Source organism: Pseudomonas sp. LjRoot277 (genome assembly GCF_964253845.1).
In the GTDB taxonomy this organism is placed as follows: Bacteria; Pseudomonadota; Gammaproteobacteria; order Pseudomonadales; family Pseudomonadaceae; genus Aquipseudomonas.
This window is the reverse complement of record NZ_CAXURI020000001.1, coordinates 216,107-237,136: the sequence shown is the minus strand read 5'-3', so window position 1 is coordinate 237,136 and position 21,030 is coordinate 216,107. Positions and strand designations below refer to the sequence as shown.

General features: G+C 59.4%; 21 protein-coding genes. 9 read left to right on the top strand and 12 right to left on the bottom strand.

Going from position 1 to position 21,030, the window contains the following annotated elements:
* Positions 1–3 precede the first annotated feature (3 nt).
* The gene (locus ACSQ87_RS01120; RefSeq protein ID WP_046045006.1) at positions 4–174 is read right to left on the bottom strand and encodes a rubredoxin; all 171 of its coding nucleotides are present in this window, start codon (positions 172–174) and stop codon (positions 4–6) included.
* A 200-nt stretch (positions 175–374) separates the two neighbouring features.
* Between ACSQ87_RS01120 and ACSQ87_RS01115 the strand changes: the two genes are divergently transcribed.
* Together ACSQ87_RS01115 and ubiA are read left to right on the top strand one after the other, a co-directional pair.
* Positions 375–938, top strand: a complete 564-nt coding sequence (locus ACSQ87_RS01115; RefSeq protein ID WP_223429599.1) for a chorismate--pyruvate lyase family protein — start codon at positions 375–377, stop codon at positions 936–938.
* The gene (gene ubiA / locus ACSQ87_RS01110) at positions 938–1,828 is read left to right on the top strand and encodes a 4-hydroxybenzoate octaprenyltransferase (RefSeq protein ID WP_436273199.1); all 891 of its coding nucleotides are present in this window, start codon (positions 938–940) and stop codon (positions 1,826–1,828) included. Before ACSQ87_RS01115 ends, ubiA begins: the two co-directional genes overlap by 1 nt.
* 89 nt (positions 1,829–1,917) lie before the next feature.
* On the opposite strand, the gene ACSQ87_RS01105 is transcribed toward ubiA, so the two are convergent.
* Complete coding sequence (locus ACSQ87_RS01105; RefSeq protein WP_150657718.1) at positions 1,918–2,301, bottom strand: COG4315 family predicted lipoprotein; 384 nt, start codon at positions 2,299–2,301, stop codon at positions 1,918–1,920.
* A 152-nt stretch (positions 2,302–2,453) separates the two neighbouring features.
* On the opposite strand from ACSQ87_RS01105, the gene phoB reads away from it, so the two are divergent.
* The 3 genes from phoB (at position 2,454) to ACSQ87_RS01090 (ending at position 5,975) form a co-directional block, all read left to right on the top strand.
* On the top strand, positions 2,454–3,143 hold the full coding sequence (gene phoB, locus ACSQ87_RS01100; protein ID WP_046045002.1) for a phosphate regulon transcriptional regulator PhoB: 690 nt from the start codon (positions 2,454–2,456) through the stop codon (positions 3,141–3,143).
* An 81-nt stretch (positions 3,144–3,224) separates the two neighbouring features.
* Entirely contained in the window at positions 3,225–4,511 is a 1,287-nt protein-coding gene (gene phoR, locus ACSQ87_RS01095) for a phosphate regulon sensor histidine kinase PhoR (RefSeq protein WP_263288501.1), read from the top strand.
* A 123-nt stretch (positions 4,512–4,634) separates the two neighbouring features.
* Positions 4,635–5,975, top strand: a complete 1,341-nt coding sequence (locus ACSQ87_RS01090; protein ID WP_223429602.1) for a hemolysin family protein — start codon at positions 4,635–4,637, stop codon at positions 5,973–5,975.
* A 129-nt stretch (positions 5,976–6,104) separates the two neighbouring features.
* On the opposite strand, the gene ACSQ87_RS01085 is transcribed toward ACSQ87_RS01090, so the two are convergent.
* The 7 genes from ACSQ87_RS01085 to ACSQ87_RS01055 all read right to left on the bottom strand — a co-directional run bounded on the left by ACSQ87_RS01085 (position 6,105) and on the right by ACSQ87_RS01055 (position 15,227).
* Entirely contained in the window at positions 6,105–7,001 is an 897-nt protein-coding gene (locus tag ACSQ87_RS01085; RefSeq protein WP_436273198.1) for a peptidoglycan DD-metalloendopeptidase family protein, read from the bottom strand.
* 164 nt (positions 7,002–7,165) lie between these two features.
* Positions 7,166–8,116 carry a response regulator gene (locus ACSQ87_RS01080; RefSeq protein WP_046044999.1) on the bottom strand — a complete coding sequence of 317 codons (951 nt, stop codon included), beginning with the start codon at positions 8,114–8,116 and terminating at the stop codon, positions 7,166–7,168.
* A gap of 167 nt (positions 8,117–8,283) precedes the next feature.
* Entirely contained in the window at positions 8,284–9,045 is a 762-nt protein-coding gene (gene phoU, locus ACSQ87_RS01075) for a phosphate signaling complex protein PhoU (RefSeq protein ID WP_008150055.1), read from the bottom strand.
* Positions 9,046–9,116: 71 nt separating this feature from the next.
* Entirely contained in the window at positions 9,117–9,950 is an 834-nt protein-coding gene (gene pstB / locus ACSQ87_RS01070; protein WP_046044998.1) for a phosphate ABC transporter ATP-binding protein PstB, read from the bottom strand.
* Positions 9,951–10,033: 83 nt separating this feature from the next.
* Complete coding sequence (pstA, locus tag ACSQ87_RS01065; RefSeq protein ID WP_223429604.1) at positions 10,034–11,704, bottom strand: phosphate ABC transporter permease PstA; 1,671 nt, start codon at positions 11,702–11,704, stop codon at positions 10,034–10,036.
* A 15-nt stretch (positions 11,705–11,719) separates the two neighbouring features.
* Positions 11,720–13,753 carry an ABC transporter permease subunit gene (locus ACSQ87_RS01060; RefSeq protein ID WP_436275070.1) on the bottom strand — a complete coding sequence of 678 codons (2,034 nt, stop codon included), beginning with the start codon at positions 13,751–13,753 and terminating at the stop codon, positions 11,720–11,722.
* A 472-nt stretch (positions 13,754–14,225) separates the two neighbouring features.
* A complete protein-coding gene (locus ACSQ87_RS01055) occupies positions 14,226–15,227 on the bottom strand; it encodes a phosphate ABC transporter substrate-binding protein PstS (protein ID WP_223429605.1) in 1,002 nt (333 codons plus the stop codon).
* A 187-nt stretch (positions 15,228–15,414) separates the two neighbouring features.
* On the opposite strand from ACSQ87_RS01055, the gene ACSQ87_RS01050 reads away from it, so the two are divergent.
* Both ACSQ87_RS01050 and ACSQ87_RS01045 read left to right on the top strand, forming a co-directional pair.
* On the top strand, positions 15,415–16,473 hold the full coding sequence (locus ACSQ87_RS01050; protein WP_436273197.1) for a helix-turn-helix domain-containing protein: 1,059 nt from the start codon (positions 15,415–15,417) through the stop codon (positions 16,471–16,473).
* Positions 16,470–16,961: a type II toxin-antitoxin system VapC family toxin gene (locus ACSQ87_RS01045; protein WP_436273196.1), complete on the top strand. Its 492-nt coding sequence runs from the start codon at positions 16,470–16,472 to the stop codon at positions 16,959–16,961. Before ACSQ87_RS01050 ends, ACSQ87_RS01045 begins: the two co-directional genes overlap by 4 nt.
* A gap of 17 nt (positions 16,962–16,978) precedes the next feature.
* Here ACSQ87_RS01045 and ACSQ87_RS01040 read toward each other — a convergent pair whose 3' ends face one another.
* Complete coding sequence (locus ACSQ87_RS01040; protein ID WP_436273195.1) at positions 16,979–18,277, bottom strand: MFS transporter; 1,299 nt, start codon at positions 18,275–18,277, stop codon at positions 16,979–16,981.
* A 363-nt stretch (positions 18,278–18,640) separates the two neighbouring features.
* On the opposite strand from ACSQ87_RS01040, the gene ACSQ87_RS01035 reads away from it, so the two are divergent.
* Both ACSQ87_RS01035 and ACSQ87_RS01030 read left to right on the top strand, forming a co-directional pair.
* Positions 18,641–19,045: an acyl-CoA thioesterase gene (locus tag ACSQ87_RS01035; protein WP_003177184.1), complete on the top strand. Its 405-nt coding sequence runs from the start codon at positions 18,641–18,643 to the stop codon at positions 19,043–19,045.
* 56 nt (positions 19,046–19,101) lie between these two features.
* The gene (locus tag ACSQ87_RS01030; RefSeq protein WP_436273194.1) at positions 19,102–20,001 is read left to right on the top strand and encodes a D-hexose-6-phosphate mutarotase; all 900 of its coding nucleotides are present in this window, start codon (positions 19,102–19,104) and stop codon (positions 19,999–20,001) included.
* Positions 20,002–20,137: 136 nt separating this feature from the next.
* On the opposite strand, the gene ACSQ87_RS01025 is transcribed toward ACSQ87_RS01030, so the two are convergent.
* Positions 20,138–20,674: a DUF3299 domain-containing protein gene (locus ACSQ87_RS01025; RefSeq protein WP_436273193.1), complete on the bottom strand. Its 537-nt coding sequence runs from the start codon at positions 20,672–20,674 to the stop codon at positions 20,138–20,140.
* Positions 20,675–20,763: 89 nt separating this feature from the next.
* A complete protein-coding gene (locus tag ACSQ87_RS01020; protein WP_008030708.1) occupies positions 20,764–21,009 on the bottom strand; it encodes a GlsB/YeaQ/YmgE family stress response membrane protein in 246 nt (81 codons plus the stop codon).
* Positions 21,010–21,030: the final 21 nt, after the last annotated feature.

Genomic DNA, 21,030 nt, shown 5'->3' with positions numbered 1-21,030 from the left:
GTTTTAAGCAGCGATTTCGATCATTTCGAAATCCATCTTGCCCACGCCGCAGTCCGGGCACAGCCAGTCTTCCGGTACGTCTTGCCACAGTGTGCCCGGCGCAATGCCGTCGTCCGGCCAGCCTTCGGCTTCGTTATAGATCAGGCCACAGACCACACATTGCCACTTTTTCATTGGGTTCATCCTCAGGATTCAGGCTTATTGCCGGCGCGAACGGTCGATGGTTGGAGCGCTGCCGTCCGGCTCAGCGCGTTTTGTACTGATCGGGCCCGGCAGATGCAAGCCTGTTCGACGCAATGGCCGGCCGGATCAATCAAAATCACAGGCTGACATGGTAAGCTCGCCGCCTCATTTGCTGCCAATAATGACTCACTGTGCCGCACTCAAAATCCCCTGCCGCGACCCCGCTTTGGCTCCCTCGAAGCCAACTGACGCCCCTCCCCGACATGTCTACGCTCGACTGGCTGTTCGACGAAGGCTCTTTGACCCGACGGCTGATCCGTTTGTCGAATGACGGTTTCAGCGTCACGCCACTCTTCGAAGGCTGGCAACCGCTGCGCGCCGACGAATGTGCCGCGCTGGACTTGGCCGAAGGCAGCGAGGGCTGGGTGCGCGAGGTGTATCTGCGCGGCCACGGCGAAGCCTGGGTGTTTGCCCGCAGCGTGGCGGCGCGCAGTGCGTTGCAGGGCGACGGGTTGCACATGGACGAATTGGGCAGCCGCTCCCTGGGCGAATTGCTGTTTTGCGATCAGGCATTTCAACGGCGCGTCATTGAGGTTTGTCACTATCCTCAGGAGTGGCTGCCGATGGAGTCCCGGGCACCTGAGCTGTGGGGCCGCCGTTCGCGTTTCGACCGCGGCGCCTTGAGCGTGCTGGTGGCCGAAATTTTCTTGCCGACCTTGTGGAACGCTACTCGCGCCCATCCGGAGAATTGCTGATGTATCAGAGCCTGCTCAAGTCCCTGAATCACTTGAATCCACGGGCCTGGGATTTCATTCAGCTGACCCGCATGGACAAACCGATCGGCATTTATCTGCTGCTGTGGCCGACCTTGTGGGCACTGTGGATTGCCGGCAAAGGGTCGCCCTCGTTGGCCAACATCGTTATTTTCGTCCTCGGTGTGGTGCTGACCCGCGCCGGCGGCTGCGTGATCAACGATTGGGCGGACCGCAAGGTCGACGGCTACGTGAAACGCACCGAACAGCGGCCATTGGTGAGCGGCAAGATCAGTTCCAAAGAAGCGCTGGTGTTCTTCGCGCTGCTGATGGGCGTGAGTTTCCTGCTGGTGTTGTGCACCAATGCGGCAACGGTTTGGCTGTCGTTCGGTGGCTTGGCGCTGGCCTTCACTTACCCGTTCATGAAGCGCTACACCTATTACCCACAAGTGGTGCTCGGCGCGGCGTTCTCCTGGGGGATGCCAATGGCGTTCACCGCCGAAACCGGTGAACTGCCGGCGGCGGCGTGGTTGTTGTGGATCGCCAATCTGATGTGGACGGTGGCCTACGACACCTATTACGCCATGACCGACCGCGACGACGATTTGAAGATCGGCGTGAAATCCACGGCGATTCTGTTTGGTGATGCGGACCGGATGATCATCCTGATCCTGCAAGGGTTGGCGTTGGGTTGCCTGCTGCTGGCCGGGTCGAAATTCGAGCTCGGTGGCTGGTTCCACTTGGGATTGTTGGCGGCGGCAGGCTGTTTTGCGTGGGAGTTCTGGTACACCCGCGGCAAGGACCGGATGCGTTGCTTCAAGGCGTTTCTGCACAACCACTGGGCCGGGTTGGCGATTTTTGTCGGGATTGTGCTGGATTACGCGTTGCATTGACCGTTGGAAAAGATCGCAGCCTGCGCCAGCTCCAACAGGGGGATGGAGCGACCGCAGGCTGTGAACTGTTTACGGCACAGGCGAATCGCTTATTTATGCTCGCGCATGACGTGCCAGACGTCCTTCATATTGTCGCCTGCCATGTCACCGGGTTTTTTGTCCTTCATGAACATGTAAAGCGGCTTGCCGTCATAGGCCCACTGCATCTTACCGTCGTCACGCTTGATCGTGCTCCACTTGCCTTCGGGCTTGGCGCCCGCCGGCGCCATCATTGGTGGCCAGTATTCAGCGCACTCGCCGTTGCACATCGACTTACCGCCTGAGTCCTTGTCGTATGTGTACACCGTCATGCCCTTGTGATCGACCATCATCCCGTCTTTCATCATCGCCGGCTCGGCGGCGAAGGCCAGTGTCGGCAGCGTTAGCGCAGCCGTGACCAGCAGAGCCTTCCAGGTTTGAGCAATGTGTTTCATGGAAACCTTCCTTTTGTGGTTGTCAGGATTCGGAATTAGAGCTTAGTTCAGGATCATGACAATCGCCGGGCGACTAAAATACTGTCACACGACTGCAATAATTCCGTTATCTAATGCGGCGCAAGACAGTTAAATGACAAGAGGATTAAGGCATGGTTGGCAGGAGCATTCTGATCGTCGACGACGAAGCGCCCATTCGCGAAATGATCGCCGTTGCGTTGGAAATGGCCGGCTATGACTGCATGGAGGCTGAGAACTCGCAGCAGGCCCACGCCATCATTGTCGACCGCAAGCCGGACCTGATCCTGCTCGACTGGATGCTGCCCGGCACGTCCGGCATCGAGCTGGCCCGACGCCTCAAGCGCGATGAGCTGACCGGGGACATCCCGATTATCATGCTCACCGCCAAGGGTGAAGAGGACAACAAGATCCAGGGCCTGGAAGTCGGTGCCGATGACTACATCACCAAACCCTTTTCCCCACGTGAGCTGGTTGCGCGCCTGAAGGCCGTACTGCGCCGTGCCGGTCCTACCGATGGCGAGACGCCGATCGAAGTCGGCGGCCTGCTGCTGGACCCGATCAGCCACCGCGTGACCATCGACGGCAAACCCGCCGAGATGGGCCCGACCGAATACCGCCTGCTGCAATTCTTCATGACCCACCAGGAACGTGCCTACACCCGTGGCCAGTTGCTGGACCAGGTCTGGGGCGGCAACGTCTATGTTGAAGAGCGCACCGTCGACGTGCACATCCGCCGCCTGCGCAAAGCCCTCGGCGATGCTTACGAAAATCTGGTACAAACCGTGCGCGGCACCGGCTACCGGTTCTCCACCAAGGCCTGATCCGGGCCTTTCCCGCCCGACAAGCTGACAAGGACGCGCGTTCAAGTGAACCAAAACTGGCATGGCACCCTGATCCGCCACATGCTGCTGCTGGTCACCGCCTGCCTGGTGATCGGCCTGATTACCGGCTATTACGGCTGGAGCCTCGCCGCGGGCCTGGGCCTTTATCTGGCCTGGACGCTCAAGCAACTGCTGCGTCTGCACGAATGGCTGCGCCTGCACAAATCCGATGAAGCACCGCCCGATGGCTATGGCCTGTGGGGCGAAGTGTTCGACAGCATTTACCACCTGCAGCGTCGCGACCAACGTGTGCGCGGGCGTCTGCAAGCGGTGATCGACCGGGTCCAGGAGTCGACTGCAGCGCTGAAAGACGCAGTGATCATGCTCGACAGCGACGGCAACCTCGAATGGTGGAACCGCGCCGCCGAAACGCTGCTCGGCCTCAAGACACCACAAGACAGCGGTCAGCCGGTGACCAACCTGGTGCGCCATCCGCGCTTCAAGGAATACTTCGAGCAGGACAGCTATGCCGAGCCGCTGGAAATCCCGTCACCGATCAATGATCGCCTGCGCATTCAGCTGTACATCACCCGCTACGGCAACAACGAACACTTGATGCTGGTGCGCGACGTGACGCGTATCCATCAACTGGAACAGATGCGCAAAGACTTCATCGCCAACGTCTCCCATGAACTGCGCACGCCGTTGACGGTGATTTGCGGCTATCTGGAAACCCTGCTCGACAACGTCGAGGACGTGAACCCGCGCTGGTCCCGTGCCTTGCAGCAGATGCAGCAGCAAGGTGGGCGCATGCAGACCTTGCTCAACGATTTGCTGCTGTTGGCCAAACTGGAAGCCACTGATTACCCGTCGGACAACCAGCCGGTGGCCATCGACGGCTTGCTGCAATCGATCAAGAGCGACGCTCAGCAACTGTCCGCCCAGCGCAATCAGAAGATCACCCTGGAAGCCGACCCGACGATTCTCCTCAAGGGCAGCGAAGCCGAGTTGCGCAGCGCGTTTTCCAATCTGGTGTTCAACGCAGTGAAATACACCCCGGCCGAGGGCAATATCCGCATTCGCTGGTGGGGTGATGAGCAAGGCGCACACCTGAGCGTGCAGGATTCCGGGATCGGCATCGACAGCAAACACCTGCCGCGCCTGACCGAACGCTTCTACCGCGTCGATTCCAGCCGCAACTCCAACACCGGCGGCACAGGGCTCGGGCTGGCGATCGTCAAACACGTGCTGCTGCGCCACCGCGCGCGGATGGAAATCAGCAGTGTGCCGGGCCACGGCAGCACGTTTACCTGCCATTTTGCGCCGGCCCAGGTCACCAAATCCCGGGTCATCAGCGCCGCCGACTGATACCGGCCGGCACGCGCCACTAGTCAATCACTTGGTCAGCCGCTACATTGGCTGACTTGTGCCTGCCCTTCAGGCGCACTTTTTTCTTTCCTTTCGAATACACGGAACCCGCAAAACTCCATCATGGACCCTTCCCCTGGCTTGACCCTCGCGACACTCTTCGCCGATTTCGGCATGATTCTTTTTGCTTTGATCCTGGTTTTGCTCAACGGCTTTTTCGTTGCGGCGGAATTCGCCATGGTCAAATTGCGCTCGACCCGGGTCGAGGCCATCGCTGATAAAAACGGCTGGCGCGGACACATCCTGCGCACCGTTCACAGTCAGCTCGATGCTTACCTGTCGGCGTGCCAATTGGGTATCACCCTCGCCTCCCTCGGCCTCGGCTGGGTCGGTGAGCCGGCGTTCGCGCACATCCTCGAGCCGATCCTTGAAGCCGTCGGCGTGCAGTCGGCCGAAGTGATCAAAGGCGTGTCGTTCTTCGCCGCGTTCTTCGTCATCTCGTACCTGCACATCGTGGTCGGTGAGTTGGCCCCGAAATCCTGGGCCATCCGCAAACCCGAGCTGCTGTCGCTCTGGACCGCCGTGCCGCTGTACCTGTTCTACTGGGCCATGTACCCGGCCATTTACCTGCTCAACGCCAGCGCCAACACGATCCTGCGGATCGCCGGCCAAGGTGAACCCGGCCCTCATCACGAGCACCATTACAGCCGTGAAGAACTGAAACTGATCCTGCACTCCAGCCGTGGCCAGGACCCGAGCGACCAAGGCATGCGCGTTTTGGCCTCCGCGGTGGAAATGGGCGAGCTGGAAGTGGTCGACTGGGCCAATTCCCGGGAAGACCTGGTGACGCTGGAATTCAACGCGCCGCTGAAGGAAATCCTGGCGATGTTCCGTCGCCACAAGTTCAGCCGTTATCCGGTGTACGACAGCGATCGTCAGGAGTTCGTCGGCCTGCTGCACATCAAGGATTTGCTGCTGGAACTGGCAGCCCTTGACCACATTCCCGAGTCGTTCAACCTCGCCGAACTAACCCGGCCGCTGGAGCGTGTTTCGCGCCATATGCCGCTGTCGCAGTTGCTGGAACAGTTCCGCAAAGGCGGTTCGCACTTCGCCGTGGTTGAAGAGGCCGACGGCAACATCATCGGCTACCTGACCATGGAAGACGTGCTGGAAGTACTGGTCGGCGACATTCAGGACGAACACCGCAAGGCTGAACGCGGGATCCTCGCGTACCAGCCGGGCAAGCTGCTGGTGCGCGGCGACACGCCGCTGTTCAAGGTCGAGCGCCTGCTGGGCATCGATCTGGACCACATCGAAGCCGAAACCCTCGCCGGGCTGGTCTACGAAACCCTGAAACGGGTGCCGGAAGAGGAAGAAGTGCTGGAAGTCGAAGGCTTGCGGATCATCATCAAGAAGATGAAAGGGCCGAAGATCATTCTGGCCAAGGTGTTGATGCTCGATTAATCCGCAGATCCGGATCCGCGTCGATCCCTTCGCGAGCAAGCCCGCTCCCACATTGGAATGCATTTCAAATGTGGGAGCGGCGGTGCGGCGGTCCGACTTGCTCGCGAAGGCGTCAGAACAGGCAACACCTCACTGTTTGCCGAGCGCAAAGTTTGGCAGGCTGCCCACCGGTTGATTGAACTGGTACGGGATCGACACCAGCCCCAACCCGGTATTGCGCTGCACCACGAAATGCAGGTGCGGCCCGCTGCTGTTGCCGGTATTGCCCGACAAGGCCAGCGGACTTCCTACCGACACCCGCTGCCCCTCGCGAACGCTCACCGAACCTCGCTTGAGGTGCAGGTACACGCCCATCGTCCCGTCATCGTGCAGCACCCGCACGAAATTACCCGACGGATCGGTGCCGCGCCCGGTCTGGGCATTCTCGGTTTTCACCACCACACCGCCTCGCGCCGCAATGATCTGCGTGCCTTCGGGCATGGCGATGTCCATGGCGTAGCGGTTCTTGGGACCAAAGTGGCTGTATTGACCGTTGGCGCCCTGACTCAACCGAAACGGCCCGCCACGCCACGGCAGCGGGTACCGATAGGCCATGGTGGCGCCTGAGGGGTCGCCCAGGGAGTATTCAAATTTTGGGGTATACGCGAGCGGCCTTTCGGGCTTCGTGGCCGTGAGCAACGCCAGACGAATACTGCTGCGTGCCGGCATCACCCGGCGAATCGGCCGGCTTGGCGCACCACTGACGTTCTTCAGCCCGCCGAAGCTCAACTCGATTTCTACCGGCGCATACAGGTCATTGCGCACGTAAACGCTGTCCACGCCCTTCTTCTTCGTGATGACGACGTACACCTGGCGCTCAAGATTCTCGACCATGCGATCACGAAAAACGAACACCTTGGAGCCCGCCGTGGGGCGGTCGCTGTAGGAGACCACGCCACTGGCGTCGGTGGACTTGTAGATCGTCATGGCCATCGCCGAGGCGGATGCCATGAAAAGACCGCAGAAAAACAGCAGGCGCGCGAGCATGGGCAAGATTCTGTCGAGTAAGGCCTGGGTAGGAGCCTAGCAGCTGCAATGGACCCGGGTAGTCGACAGATGTTTCAAAATGGGCCGTTCAGCGGATGTGCGGTGAATTCGAAGGCCTCATCGCGAGCAAGCTCGCGATGGCGGCCTAACAGACGATACCGAACTTAAGCGCCGGGTACGAAATGCTTCTGCGCCGTACCACGCGCTATCAACCGGGAGATGTAGTCGAGCTTCTGCGCATCCTGGTCGACGAAGCGGAAGGTCAGTTGCAACCAGTCGCTGTCGGGCTTCGGCTCGTGGGCGACGATGGCGTGCAGGTAGCCGTTCAGACGGGCGGTTTCGGCGTTATCGCCCTGTTCCAGGTCGAGCACGGCGCTGTCGAGCACTTGCGGCAGGGAGTCGGTGCGTTTCACCACCAGCAGTGCTTCCTTGAGACTCAAGGCCTTGATCACACATTGCTGAATGCCGTTCGGCAGGCGCAGTTGGCCCTGACCACGACCGCCCGTTGGCGCTGCGGAGGACGCTGGAGGCTTGATCGGCGGGCTGTTGAGCAGACCGCGAGACGGAGCAGCCGCCGGGGCCGGCGCGGCGGCGGCAGGTTTGGCGAACGGGTTGACCGGCGCCGCTGCTGGCGCGACCACGGCAGCCTTGCCGCCGGTCAATGCGCTCAGGGAATCGTTGCCGAACGCCGAGTTCATTTTGGTCGGCGCGCTGTTCATCAAGGTGTCGAGCTTGCCCACTTTGTTCAGGGCCTGCTTGACCTTGGTCAGCAGTTGCTCGTTGGTGAACGGCTTGCTGACGTAGCCTGAAACCCCGGCCTGGATCGCCTGGACGACGTTCTCTTTATCGCCACGGCTGGTCACCATCACGAACGGCATGGTCTTGAGGTTGTCCTGCTCGCGGCACCAGGTCAGCAGCTCCAGGCCGGACATTTCCGGCATTTCCCAGTCGCACAGGACCAGGTCGAACGCTTCCCGAGCCAGCAAGGCCTGAGCCTTCTTGCCGTTAACCGCGTCTTCGATCCGGATCCCCGGGAAGTAGTTGCGCAAGCACTTCTTCACCAGGTCACGAATGAACGACGCGTCGTCCACGACCAACACACTGACCTTACTCATCCATCACCCCTTTAAAAAATCCCGGCAAGCATACCGCTTTGCTGATGGCACATTGCCAAAAACCTTCAGTCACGCCGGGACTTTTCGTTCGCGGGTGCTGCTTTCGAATTCATCAACCACAAACAAAAACGCCCGGCCAAAAGGCCGGGCGCTTTTCTCAGGCAATCTTACTTATCGTCAGCTTTGCCCGGAACATTAGCGGTTTCGCCACTTGTGCCTTCAACTTCTTCTTTCATGCGCTTGAGGCCCAGGTGACGCACGTCGGTGCCGCGCACCAGGTAAATCACCAGCTCCGAGATATTGCGTGCGTGGTCGCCGATCCGTTCCAGCGAACGCAGCACCCAAATGATGCTCAAGACCCGCGAGATAGAGCGCGGGTCTTCCATCATGTAGGTGGCGAGCTCACGCAACGCGGTTTTGTATTCGCGGTCGATGATCTTGTCGTACTGGGCCACCGACAACGCCAGGTCGGCGTCGAAACGGGCAAAGGCGTCCAGCGCATCGCGAACCATGTTGCGGACCTGGTCGCCGATGTGGCGAACCTCGACGTAACCCCGTGGGGCTTCGCCTTCTTCGCACAACTGGATGGCACGACGGGCGATCTTGGTCGCTTCGTCACCGATACGTTCCAGGTCGATCACCGACTTGGAGATGCTGATGATCAAACGCAAGTCCGACGCTGCCGGCTGACGACGGGCCAGAATGCGCAGGCATTCTTCGTCGATGTTGCGTTCCATCTGGTTGATCTGATCGTCGATCTCGCGAACCTGCTGGGCCAGGCCGGAGTCGGCCTCGATCAGCGCGGTCACCGCGTCGTTGACCTGCTTTTCCACTAGCCCGCCCATGGCCAGGAGGTGGCTGCGCACTTCCTCGAGCTCAGCGTTGAACTGCGCGGAGATGTGATGGGTAAGGCCTTCTTTACTAATCATGTTGGCGTCCTTGGAGCGTCCGGTAAGGTGCGGTGGACCGCAGCGTCAGTTCAGTGAGCAACAACAGCTTCCTAGCCGTAGCGACCCGTGATGTAGTCTTCGGTCTGCTTCTTCGCCGGATTGGTGAACAGGGTGTCGGTGTCGCCGAATTCCACCAGTTTGCCCATGTACATGAACGCCGTGTAATCGGAAACCCGCGCGGCCTGTTGCATGTTGTGGGTCACGATGACGATGGTGAACTTCGATTTCAGTTCGTAGATCAGCTCTTCGACTTTCAGCGTGGAGATCGGGTCGAGTGCCGAGCACGGTTCGTCGAGCAGCAGCACCTCCGGCTCCACAGCGATGGTGCGAGCGATCACCAGACGTTGTTGCTGACCGCCGGACAGGCCAAGTGCCGACTCGTGCAGACGATCTTTGACTTCGTCCCACAGTGCCGCGCCTTTCAACGCCCACTCGACGGCTTCGTCGAGTACGCGTTTTTTGTTGATGCCCTGGATGCGCAGGCCGTAGACCACGTTCTCGTAGATGGTTTTCGGGAACGGGTTCGGCTTCTGGAACACCATGCCCACGCGACGACGCAACTCGGCTACGTCTTCGCCCTTACGGTAAATGTTGTTGCCGTAGAGGTTGATCTCGCCTTCGACACGGCAGCCATCCACCAGGTCGTTCATGCGGTTGAAGGTGCGCAGCAGCGTGGACTTGCCGCAACCGGACGGGCCGATGAAGGCGGTCACGCGCTGTTTCGGGATGTTCATGCTGACGTCGTACAGCGCTTGTTTGTCGCCGTAGAACAGGCTCAGGCCCGGCACTTCAATGGCCACGGTTTCCTGTTCGAGACTCAGGCTCTGTTTGTCGCGGCCCAGCGCCGACATGTTGATGCCGTGGGTATGTGCTTCGTGCTGCATGGGAGGCTCCCTGTGCTAACAAATTCGGTTCAGTGAGCGGCTGGCATTGAGGCCAGCAGCCCATTCAATTTTTGCGGCAGCTATCAGCTATCCAGCGCTTTGTATTTTTCGCGCAGGTGGTTACGGATATAGACGGCCGACAGGTTAAGCGTGGCGATCACCAGCACCAGCAGCAACGCCGTGGCATACACCAGCGGCCGCGCGGCTTCGACGTTCGGGCTCTGGAAGCCGACGTCATAAATATGGAAGCCCAGGTGCATGATCTTCTGGTCCAGGTGCAAGTACGGGTAGTTGCCATCCACCGGCAGCGACGGCGCCAGTTTCACCACACCTACCAGCATCAGCGGCGCCACTTCACCCGCGGCGCGAGCCACGGCGAGGATCATGCCGGTCATCATCGCCGGGCTAGCCATCGGCAGTACGATCTTCCACAAGGTTTCAGCCTTGGTTGCGCCGAGGGCCAACGAGCCTTCGCGCACGGTGCGAGGAATCCGCGCCAGACCTTCTTCCGTGGCCACGATCACCACCGGCACCGCCAGCAACGCCAGGGTCAGGGACGCCCAGAGCAGACCCGGCGTGCCAAAGGTCGGCGCCGGCAGCGCTTCAGGGAAGAACAACCGGTCGACTGAACCACCCAACACATAAACAAAGAAGCCCAGACCGAACACGCCGTAAACGATCGCAGGAACGCCCGCCAGGTTGTTCACGGCAATGCGGATCAAGCGAGTCATGGTGTTCTGTTTCGCATATTCACGCAGGTAAACCGCTGCCAACACGCCGAACGGCGTCACGATCATCGCCATGATCAACGTCATCATCACGGTGCCGAAAATCGCCGGGAAGATCCCGCCTTCGGTGTTCGCTTCACGCGGGTCGTCGCTCAAGAACTCCCAGACCTTGCTGAAGTAGAAGCCGATCTTGGTGAAGGTGTTCATGCCGTTCGGCTGGTAGGCGTGAACCACTTTGCCAATGCCGATTTCGATCTCTTTGCCGTTGGCATCGCGGGCCGTCAGGCTGTCGCGGTTGAACTGGGCGTGCAGGTCGTTCAGGCGAGCTTCGATGTCCTGATAACGAGCGTTCAGTTCGGCGCGCTCGGACTCCATGTCCGCTTGCGCGGTAGCGTCCATCGTGCCGGTCAGTTCCAGCTTGCGACCGTGCAGGCGCACGCGCTCGAGGCCGGCGTTGATTGCGCCAATGTCGGTTTTTTCCAGGCTCTTGAGCTGTGCGGCAAGCTGGTTGACGCGAGCGACACGGGCCTGCAGCTCAGGCCATGCAGCTTCACCTTCAGCGATGACCTTGCCGTCCTGTTTGACGTTGACCAGGTAGCCGTAGAAGTTGCCCCACTCACGACGCTCGATGGTCATCAGCTCTGGCGGGGTCGTTTGGTTAGTCAGCCACTCGCCGACGATCCAGGTGAAGTCGGTGCCGTTCAGGTCACGGTTGCCGACCTTGATCAGCTCGCGGGTCATGAACTCCGGGCCCTGATCGGGCACCGGCAGGCCAGCGCTTTTCAGGCGCTCGCGCGGCACTTCTTCTTTCTGCACCACTTCGCCGATGACGAGATGGTTGGCCTGGCCCGGCACGTCGTAACTGGCGTGCACCAGGTCCGCCGGCCAGAAATGGCCCAGACCGCGCACGGCAATCACTGCCAGCAAGCCAATGGTCATGATGACCGCGATGGACACCGCGCCACCGCTGATCCAGACGCCGGGGGCGCCGCTCTTGAACCATCCTTTCAGGGAGTTCTGTTTCACAGACTTCTACCTTTCTTAAAGCGACGAGTATTTCTTGCGCAGACGCTGACGAATCAGTTCCGCGAGGGTGTTCATGACGAAGGTGAACATCAGCAGCACCAGCGCCGAGAGGAACAGCACGCGGTAGTGGCTGCCGCCGACTTCCGATTCGGGCATTTCCACCGCAACGTTGGCCGCCAGGGTGCGCAGGCCTTCGAACAGGTTCATTTCCATGACTGGCGTGTTACCGGTGGCCATCAGTACGATCATGGTTTCACCGACCGCACGGCCCATGCCGATCATCAGCGCCGAGAAAATGCCCGGGCTGGCGGTCAGGATCACCACGCGAGTCATGGTCTGCCATGGCGTGGCACCGAGGGCCAGAGAACCGAGGGTCAAACCGCGAGGCACGCTGAACACGGCGTCTTCGGCGATGGAGTAGATGTTCGGGATGACCGCGAAGCCCATGGCCAGACCGACCACCAGAGCGTTGCGCTGGTCGTAAGTGATGCCCAGGTCGTGGGAGATCCACATGCGCATGTCGCCGCCGAAGAACCAGGTTTCCATGTACGGGCTCATGTACAGCGAGAGCCAGCCCACAAACAGGATCACCGGGATCAGGATCGCGCTTTCCCAGCCTTCCGGCACTTTCAGGCGGATCGATTCAGGCAAGCGGCTGAAGGTGAAACCCGCTACCAGAATGCCTATCGGCAAGAGCATCAGCAGGCTGAAAATGCCTGGCAAGTGCCCTTCCACATACGGTGCGAGGAACAGACCAGCGAAGAAGCCGAGGATCACCGTCGGCATCGCTTCCATCAGTTCGATCACCGGTTTGACCTTGCGGCGCATGCCCGGGGCCATGAAGTACGCGGTGTAGATGGCGGCGGCAACGGCCAGAGGCGCGGCCAGCAGCATGGCGTAGAACGCGGCTTTCAAAGTGCCGAAGGTCAGCGGAGACAAGCTCAGCTTGGGTTCGAAGTCGGTGTTGGCGGCGGTCGATTGCCAGACGTATTTAGGCTCGTCGTAGTTCTCGTACCAGACCTTGCTCCACAACGCGCTCCACGACACTTCCGGGTGCGGGTTGTCGAGCAGCAACGGTTGAATCTTGCCGCCCGCCTCCACGATCACCCGGTTGGCCCGTGGCGACAGACCGAAAATGCCTTGGCCATCGACCACCTGATCCACCAACAAGGTGCGGTGGGCGGTGCTGTGGAACACGCCGAGCTTGCCGGACGCGTCGAGCGCGATGAAGCCTTTGCGACGTTCTTCAGCGGTGATTTCAACGATCGGCGCCGTGCCCATCTGGAAGTTACGAATCTGCTTCAGACGCAGTTCGCCATCGTGGTCGCGGGCCATGAACCATTGGGCCAGACCGCCCTTGGAATCGCCGAGGATCAGCGAGATCCCGCCCACCAGTTGAGTACTGGCAGTGATTTGCGCTTCGCCATCATCCAGCAGTTTGTAGCGACCGTTGAGGCTCTTGTCGCGCAGGCTGAACACGTCGGCCTGGGCGCGACCGTTAATCACGTACAGCCATTGCTGACGCGGGTCGACGAAGATGTTCTTCACCGGCTCGGTCATCTGCGGCAGATCGATGCGCTTCTGCTCGTTGGTGATTTCGCCGGTCATCATGTTTTCTTCGCTAGTCAGCGACAAAACATTGAGCTGCGAACCGGTGGAACCGACCAGCATCAGCGTCGTATCGGTGGCGTTGAGGCTGACGTGCTCCAAGGCTCCGCCCGCCTCGTTCAGCGCAATCGGCGTTTCGCCGTACGGGTATTCGATGGCCGGCGAGATGGTTTTTTTGCCGTCCGGGTAGCTGACTTTATAAGTGTGACGGAACACCAGCGCCTGGCCGTTGGACAAGCCCACCACCACCAATGGATGGCCTGGTTGGTCTTCGCCGATGGAGGTCACGGTAGTGCCGGCCGGAATCGACAGATCGACACGCTTGAGTTCAGCGCCACTGTCGATATCGAAGAACAGGGCCTGGCCCTTGTCGGAAACCCGCATGGCGACCTGGTTCTGCTCTTCCAGGGAGATCATCAACGGCTTGCCTGCGTCTTGCATCCAGGCGGGCGTGATGGCGTCCTTGGCGGTCAGGTCGGCGCCCTGAAACAGGGGCGCGACAACGTAAGCGAGGAAGAAAAAGATCAGCGTGATCGCGCCGAGAACGGCGAGGCCGCCCACAAGGACGTACCAGCGGGTCAGGCGATCTTTGAGCGCGCGGATGCGGCGCTTGCGTTGCAGCTCAGGCGTATTGAAGTCAATTCGCTTGGGGGGATTAGTAGTCATGGTGGAATTGGCCAGATCATTCATTCGCACACCCTAGCGATCCTGTATGACAGAAAGATGACAATGCAGTGACGCAACAAATCCGCCGCCTGTGGGAACTGGCAGCGGACTGAAAATTTGGGGGTATGTGGGAGCGGGCTTGCTCGCGAAAGGGCCGTCACTTTCAACATCAATGTCGATTGATCCACCGCTTTCGCGAGCAAGCCCGCTCCCACATTGAGTCCGGGATTACCCCGGACTCAGGGTTTTACTTTTTTGCGACTTCAGCGCCGCCTTCCTGCAGACCCAGGTCAGCCAGTGCTTTTGCAGCAACCTTGGCCGGCAGTGGGATGTAGCCGTCTTTCACTACAACTTCCTGGCCCTGTTTGGACAGAACCAGTTTCACGAACTCGGCTTCCAGCGGGGCCAGAGGCTTGTTCGGGGCTTTGTTGACGTAAACGTAGAGGAAACGCGACAGCGGGTACTTGCCGTTCAGGGCGTTTTCTTCGGTGTCTTCGATGAATTCAGTGGTGCCTTTTTTGGCCAGAGCCACAGTCTTCACGCTAGCGGTTTTGTAGCCGATGCCCGAGTAACCGATGCCGTTCAGCGAGGAGCTGATCGACTGCACGACCGAAGCCGAGCCTGGTTGTTCGTTGACGTTTGGCTTGTAGTCGCCTTTGCACAGGGCTTCTTCTTTGAAGTAGCCGTAGGTGCCGGATACCGAGTTACGACCGAACAGTTGAACTGGCTTGTTGGCCAGGTCGCCGGTCACGCCCAGGTCACCCCAGGTTTTCACGTCGGTTTTAGCGCCGCACAGACGAGTCGAGGAGAAGATCGCGTCGACTTGTTCCATGGTCAGGTGCTGGATCGGGTTGTCTTTGTGAACGAAGACAGCCAGGGCGTCCACGGCAACCGGGATAGCGGTTGGCTTGTAGCCGTACTTCTGCTCGAAGGCAGCCAGTTCGGTGTCCTTCATCTTGCGGCTCATCGGGCCCAGGTTAGAGGTGCCTTCAGTCAGCGCAGGTGGCGCAGTGGCGGAGCCAGCGGCCTGAATCTGGATGTTTACGTTCGGGTATTCTTTTTTGTAGTTCTCAGCCCACAGGGTCATGAGGTTGGCCAGGGTATCGGAGCCGACGCTGGACAGGTTGCCCGACACACCAGTGGTTTTGGTGTAGCTCGGGATAGCAGGGTCAACAGCGGCAACCGCGTTGGCAGTCGCAACGCCAGCAGCGACAAAAGTCATTGCCGCCATCAAACGCTTCAGTTTCATGCCTTACTCCTAGCAGATAGGTGTGTTAAGTCGGGGCCAAGTATCAGCAGGCCGTGTGAACACTCTATGGCTGAAATATGACAATTGGATGAAAGGCCAGCATTCAAAACGCAGATGCCCTGCCCCGTCAAAGCAAGGTTGACAAATCAAAACTAAAATATAGCATCGTCAACCACGAGAGGAACTCATGATCAACGACCGAATTCGCCGCGCTCGCCTACTGCGCGGCATGTCCTTGGAGGCTCTGGCGCTCCAGCTTGGAGACATCACCAAGCAAGCCCTCAGCAAATACGAGAAGGGGTTAAGTGCCCCGAACTCGGCGCGTCTGCTGCAAATGGCCAAAGTACTGCAGGTCAATCCTGAATACTTCTTCCGTGCGGATGCCGTTCCGCTTGCCCCCCTTGAGTTTCGAAAACTCGCGAAAATGCCGAAGTATCGCCAGATTCAGGTCGAAGAGCAGATTCGCGAGCACCTTGAACGCTATATGGCTCTGGAGGAATGCTTCGACCCAGTCGACATCCAGACTCCAGCCACCCCGGCGCAAATGCTGCCCGTTTCTTCTATCGAAGATGCCGAGCAAGCCGCCGAGTCCCTTAGGAACTTCTGGGGAATTGGTAGCGACCCCATCTCCAACCTGACCGAACAGCTGGAAGAGCACAGCATCAAGGTCGCGATGCTTATGGGACCGGATGACTTCGACGGAGCCTGCGCCGCCACCAGTGACGGCCGCCACGTCTTGATTGCACTGAATACCGAGCGCCCAGGTGAACGCATACGCTTCACCGCAGCACATGAACTGGGTCATTGGGTCATGCAATTACCCGATGACATGCCTGAACGGGATAAAGAAAACTGTTGCCACCGTTTCGCAGGCGCCTTCCTCTACCCGGCCAAAGGTGTAACCAGCGACTTCGGTAACCATCCTCGCTCACGGGTCCATCCTCGTGAGTTGTTGATCGCCAAGCGCCAATACGGGATTTCGATGCATGCAGCATTGAGGCGTCTCAAGGATCTGAACCTCCTTAGCGACAGTGGATACAAATCCCTCACCATCCAGTTCAGCGCGAACGGCTGGCGCAAGGCCGAACCCGAGCCCTTGCCATGCAAACCACCGCAACGTTTTGAATCTTTGGTGTTCTGGGGGCTAGCGGAAGGGTTGATCACCAAATCCCGCGCAGCCGAACTTCTACGCAAACCAGTGAGCGCTCTTGACCCCAATTTTCTGGGCTCACTGGAGAGTGCATGAGTCTGATCTACATCAGCGATACGAATATCTGGATCGACTTCAGAAATGCCGGACTGCTGGAGCAGATGTTCAGACTGCCATTCACTCTTTGCTGCACAGATTTCGTGTTGCATGAACTCGAAGATTTCCCCCATGACGAATTACTCGGTCGGGGATTGATTGTTGAGTCGTTCGACGAGTCAGGGGTTACCAAGCTGTTCAGTCTCAAAATAGAGCACAACAACAGCTCATTAGCCGATGTGTCGTGCTATCTGCTCGCACAAAAAACAGGTCGGCCGTTGCTCACCGGAGATGGCAAGCTGAGGCGTCAAGCGCAGAGGGATGGCTTACAAGTGCATGGCGCACTCTGGCTACTCGATTTGATGGTGGAGCATCAGGTCCTTCAACCGAAGCACGCTGCGGATGCTCTGGACCATATGCTTGAGCATGGAGCACGTTTACCAACGGGCGAATGTGGGGCAAGGCTTTCGCACTGGCGAAAGCCTTAACAACTGGCGGTCTAGCGCTATCGGCCCTTCTTCCAGAGGTAGGCGCCCACCAGAACCCCGACACCGCAAATGATTGCCACATAATAGGCAGGCCCCAACGGGCTTTCCTTGAGCAGCAAGGTGACAACCATCGGGGTCAGGCCGCCGAAGATGGCGTAGGCCAGGTTGTAGGAGAACGACAGCCCGCTGAAGCGCACCACCGCCGGGAAGGCTTTGACCATCACATACGGCACTGCACCGATGGTGCCGACCAGCAAGCCGGTCAGGGCGTACATCGGGAACAGCCAGTCCGGGTGGTTGAACAGGCTGTGGTAGAAGGTCCACGAACTGATCAGCAACGCAGCACTGCCGTACACGAAGATACGACCTGCACCGAAGCGGTCAGCCAGTGCACCGGAGGCGACGCAGCCCAGGCTCAGAAACACGATCGCCAGGCTGTTGGCCTGCAACGCGGTGGTTGGCGAGAAGTGGTAGACAGTCTGCAGCACGGTCGGGGTCATGAGGATGACCACGATGATGCCGGCGGACAGCAGCCAGGTCAGCAGCATGGAAATCAGGATCGCCCCGCGATGGTCGCGCAACACGGCGCGCAGCGGCACTTCTTCAGCCAGAGCCTTGCGCAGTTGCAGCTCGGCGAATACCGGCGTCTCGTGCAACCAGCGGCGCAGGTAAACCGAGAACAGGCCGAATACGCCACCCAACAGGAACGGAATCCGCCAGGCGTAATCCGAGACTTCAACCGGGGTGTAAATGCTGTTGATCGCGGTGGCGACCAGCGAGCCCAGCAGGATACCGGCCGTCAGGCCGCAGGTCAGGGTGCCGCAGGCGTAGCCGATGTGTCGGTGCGGCACGTGTTCGGAAACGAATACCCACGCGCCCGGCACTTCACCGCCAATCGCAGCGCCTTGAATCACCCGCATCAGCAGCAACAGGATCGGCGCCCACATCCCGATCTGCGCATAAGTCGGCAGCAAACCCATGATCAGGGTCGGCACCGCCATCATGAAAATGCTCAGGGTGAACATCTTCTTGCGTCCCAGCAGGTCGCCGAAGTGCGCCATGACGATGCCGCCCAGTGGCCGCGCCAGGTAGCCGGCGGCAAAGATCCCGAAGGTCTGCATCAAGCGCAGCCACTCGGGCATGTCGGCCGGGAAGAACAGCTTGCCGACCACCGTGGCGAAGAACACGAAGATGATGAAATCGTAAAACTCCAGCGCACCGCCCAGGGCAGACAGTGACAAAGTCTTGTAGTCGCTGCGGGTCAGCGGACGTGCGGATTGGGTTGGCTGCGCGATGCTCGAGGGCGCTGTGGTCATGGCAAGGCTTCTCTTATAGTCGGATCTGCAACCCCAACAACGCTGGCTGAGGCTTGGGCAGGTCCGGCACGATAGCAAATTGTTCGAAAAAGCACATAGAGGTGCGTATTTGACGGTCGAAATGAGAACCGGACGGTCGTCTCGGAGTCTACCGATCGATATACTCGCAATCCTGCACCTGCTTGTAAGGGGTTGCTGTGCGAAAACGTCGTTGGCACCCGCCAGCCGATTTCGCAGAGTTTCCCTTTAGGCGCCTTACGAAAAACGTGACGAACGTAGTATGTTCGGGGCTGAATCGTTTTTCCAAGACGGCTATTCACCCGCTACACCTATGAAGAGTCACGGGTCAGAGGCACCCCCGGCATGATAGAGCTCGAACAAGAAGATCCGATCCCGCAAGGCGACCTTGCCCTGCAAATTACCGCGCTCCCCCGCGAAACCAACGGCTTTGGCGATATTTTCGGCGGTTGGCTGGTGTCGCAGATGGATTTGGCCGGCACCGCAATGGCCAGCAAAGTCGCGGGTGGCCGCGTGGCTACGGTTGCGATCGACCGCATGGCATTTCTGGTTCCGGTAGCGGTGGGCGCTCAGCTCTCCTTCTATACCCAGGCGCTGGAAATCGGCCGCAGCTCGATTCAGATGATGGTCGAAGTCTGGAGTGACGATCCGCTGTCCAGCGAATGGCGTAAGGTGACTGAAGCCGTATTTGTGTTCGTCGCCATCGACGGCAGCGGTCGCACCCGTTCGGTTCCGCCTAGAGCTCGTTAAACACTACGACCTTTCTGCGGTCCATTGCAGTCATTGTTCCTGATCGAGAGTTGCCCATGAGTACGCCCAACGTTGAAGCCGTGAAACTGGATGAACTGAACTGCTGGCGCATCCGCCACGGTCAGGCCGAATTGCTGGTTGCCCAGCAGGGCGCGCACATCCTCAGTTATCAAGTGGCCGGGCAACCGCCGCTGATCTGGCTCAACGACGAGGCCGTGTTCAAGACTGGCAAGAGCATCCGCGCCGGGGTTCCGGTGTGCTGGCCGTGGTTTGGTAACTTGCCGCGCAACCCGCAGAGCGTTCAGGCGATGCGCATCAGCAACGAAGCGCCGACCGCCCACGGGCTGGTAAGGGCGATGGACTGGGAACTGGGCGGCATTGAAACCGAGGGCGAAAGCCTGAAGGTGGAGTTTGTTCTGCCTTACCCTGAAGGCGGTTTGCCAGGCTGGCCGCATCAAGTGGATTTGAAGCTGAGCATTCGTCTGGATGAGCAACTGCACATCAGCCTGACCAGCCACAACCAAGGCACTGACAACGTCACCATCAGCCAGGCACTGCACAGCTATTTCGCGGTCAGCGATGTACGCGAAGTGCGTGTCGAAGGACTGGATGGCTTGAGTTACATCGAAACCCTGGACGACTGGAAAACCGTCACTCAGACCGGCGATCTGCGTTTTGTCGGCGAGACCGATCGTATCTATCTCAATACCCCGGCGAAGCTGAGCATTGTCGATCCGACCTGGGAACGGCGCATCGAGCTGACCAGCAGCGGTTCACGCTCGGCGGTGATCTGGAATCCGTGGATTGAACGCGCTGTGGCGTTCAGCGACATGGCCGACGATGGCTGGCAGCGGATGCTGTGCATTGAAACGGCGAATGTGATGGATGATGTGGTGACGCTGGCGCCGGGTGCGAGTCATACCCTGGGTGTCAGCATCGGTAGCAAGCCTCTATAAGCAACACCCCAGAACCAATGTGGGAGCGGGCTTGCTCGCGAAGGCGGTGTAACAGTCAACGATGATGTTGAATGTTATGGCCTCTTCGCGAGCAAGCCCGCTCCCACATTTGGTTTGTGCCAGGCCTACTGGCGCTTTACAGATCCGACTCTTTGACCACCCGCACCTTCGCCGCATCCAGCGCATACGCGGCATCCGCCAGGTCGTTGTTGACCTTCTCGATCTTCAGCGTGCCGGTCACCCACAGCGGTGTATAGATGTCATTCAGCTTCAAACCTTTCGGATAACGCACCAACACCAATTGATTAGGTGGCGGTGGCGGCACGTGGATGCAGGCGCCCGGATACGGCACGAGGAAGAACAGCGTGCTGCGGCCCTGGGCGTCGGACTCCAGCGGCACCGGATAACCACCGATGCGGATGTTCTTGTCGTTCATCGACGGCACGGTTTTGGTCGAATACATCACCGCCGGTAAACCCTTGCTCTGCTTCATGCCACCCTTTTCGGTAAAGGTGCCATTGGCTTCGGGGGAGTTGTGGTCGATTTCGGGCATGGCCTCGAGGGCTTTCTGGTCCGACTTGGGCATCAGTTCAAGCCAGTCGGTTTCCGGCAGTTCGCCGGCATGGGCGAGGCCCGAGCCCAGTAAAAGGAAAGTCAGTAAAAGACGGCGCATGGAGGTGCTCGGCAAAGGAAAGGTCGGTGCAACGCCGAGCATTCTAGCCCGCTCTGCGTGCGGCGCAGAGGGGGCTTTGTCGCTTTGGATCAGTTCTTTTTGATCAAACCGTAGATCACCAGCAACACCACCGCGCCAACCAGCGCACCGATGAAGCCTGCGCCTTGACCGGCCTGGTAGATGCCCAGAGCCTGGCCGCCGTAAGTGGCCGCCAACGAACCGCCGATACCGAGCAGGATGGTCATGATCCAGCCCATGCTGTCATCGCCCGGTTTCAGGAACCGTGCCAGCAGGCCGACGATCAAGCCGATAAAGATGGTTCCGATAATTCCCATGGCATTTCCCTCTGATTGAAT